The sequence below is a fragment of the Azospirillum terrae genome (genome assembly GCF_053470425.1).
On record NZ_JBPXMR010000048.1, the window covers coordinates 1 to 1,771 of the forward strand.

Annotated in this window: 3 protein-coding genes; all 3 read right to left on the minus strand. The window is 40.7% G+C overall.

The window, feature by feature from the left end; genetic code table 11:
- Positions 1-801, minus strand: an 801-nt coding sequence (locus ACSVDD_RS29625) for a rolling circle replication-associated protein (RefSeq protein ID WP_448192995.1), incomplete at its 3' end; no start/stop codon positions are given.
- 67 nt (positions 802-868) lie between these two features.
- Positions 869-1,051 (minus strand): hypothetical protein, encoded by a 183-nt coding sequence (locus ACSVDD_RS29630; RefSeq protein ID WP_448192996.1) that lies wholly within the window; start codon positions 1,049-1,051, stop codon positions 869-871.
- Positions 1,052-1,542: 491 nt separating this feature from the next.
- Positions 1,543-1,771 (minus strand): hypothetical protein (locus ACSVDD_RS29635; protein ID WP_448192997.1); only part of this gene is annotated, 229 nt, incomplete at its 5' end.

Below are 1,771 nucleotides of genomic sequence, written 5' to 3' on the forward strand. Positions count from 1 at the left end.
TTCTTTCCACTTCATTTTCTCCCTGTCGGGTGGTTGGATCCCCTTTGATTTTCGATAGAGATTCATGCCTGGTGGATACATGTGCAGCCGTCCACCCTTGATGAACTTCTTTTCTTTCCCGTCAATCTGCTTAGTAGCAATTTCAAACTCTTTCCCGATAAAAGCCTTATAATCCATCTCTCCAGTCTCAAATTTGGCTAAATCAAGTTCGATATCGGTTAAATAAGCCGAAAGATACGCCCCTATATTGTCCACGTCCTTCAGAGACTTGATTACAACGAACCCATGCCCCCAGATTGCCCTCAAATCGGAATTCTTGATATAAACCCTCTCAAGGTCGTTAAACCGCATCAGAACGTGACAATGCCATGCTCCCCTTCCTTGTGGCTCCACAACGGTTAAATAATCGATTGAGGACGTTTCCTTGAAGTCATACCGCAAACGCATGAAAAACTTTTTAACATCCTCATACAGCCGTTTTGTGTCCGTCATGTTCTCCTTGTAGGTTAAAGTGACGTGCAATTCATTCGCTTGCCCTACGAAACTATTATTTATCAGATACCTAAGTTTCTTAAATGATTGTCTTAGAGAATTTTGGTTATCTTTTCGATTTTCGGAATGCTCAAATTCTTTTATCTCCCCTGTTTCCAAATCAACATAGGTATCTTTGTCCAACTTCTGAATATGATTTTTGCTATTCATTTTTTCCATGTGCTGAACCTCGATAATGTGATTCATACGAGTAACCGTTACAAGGGCATTTTCAGCGATGCAAACCTTGTCCTTATGATGCTTGTCCATCTTTTTTACCCCTCATTTTTCTGCTAATGTTTAATTAAAATCAAGTTAATAAGAGCAAACCCCAAAATCACTTAAATTTCTGCATCAACTCAACCGAAGAACCTTGACCAAAAACACGCTCATATTCGGCTATAATAGCCATTCTAAGCTCATCAGAACGATTATTAGATACTCCATTACCTTTTACCAACCTATCAAGCATTTCAATGTAAAACGCCTCTAATCTAAAGCTAACTCTCATTTTTTCCAAATCTATCAACCTCCTTTCCCAATATAGGCAAATTATACCTTTTAGTCATGACAAACGTCAATAAGAAGTTTACTTGATTACGATAGCATAGAACCGTTGACATGGAGCCTCTGCCCTCTTAAACTCCTGAAGGCAATCCCCAAGGGTAAATTCGCCCTTTGGGACCACCTCCAAAAGTTTACTAAAGAGAGCCCCTCCAAATAAACGAACCTATCAACCGAACTGGTTTCACTTCCGAACAGGTTCCGAATCGTCAATTTTAGGTCGAAAAAGGGGGGGCTGCCAGTACTGGGCCCCTCCTTCACAGGCTCCTCCCAGTGTCCAGCAGCTCCCCTTTTTTGCGAACAAATATTCGTATGTAGAAAATACGTTCTTGTTAACGAAAACGTGCTATAATGGCAATAGAAAACCCCTGAATGTGCGAGATTCAAGGGTTGTAGAGAGCATTTACTTAGCGATAACAGAGAAAACTTTCTTGCCGTATTTCCAAGCTATCTTTTTGTATTGTACTGAATAAAAGTTACAGTGTTTTCGAATTCTTCGGATTCAATATGATAGCTTTTTTCGTAGTGGGGAGCCGTCCCTGCTATTTTTTTTGCTTCTTTCCACTTCATTTTCTCCCTGTCGGGTGGTTGGATCCCCTTTGATTTTCGATAGAGATTCATGCCTGGTGGATACATGTGCAGCCGTCCACCCTTGATGAACTTCTTTTCTTTCCCG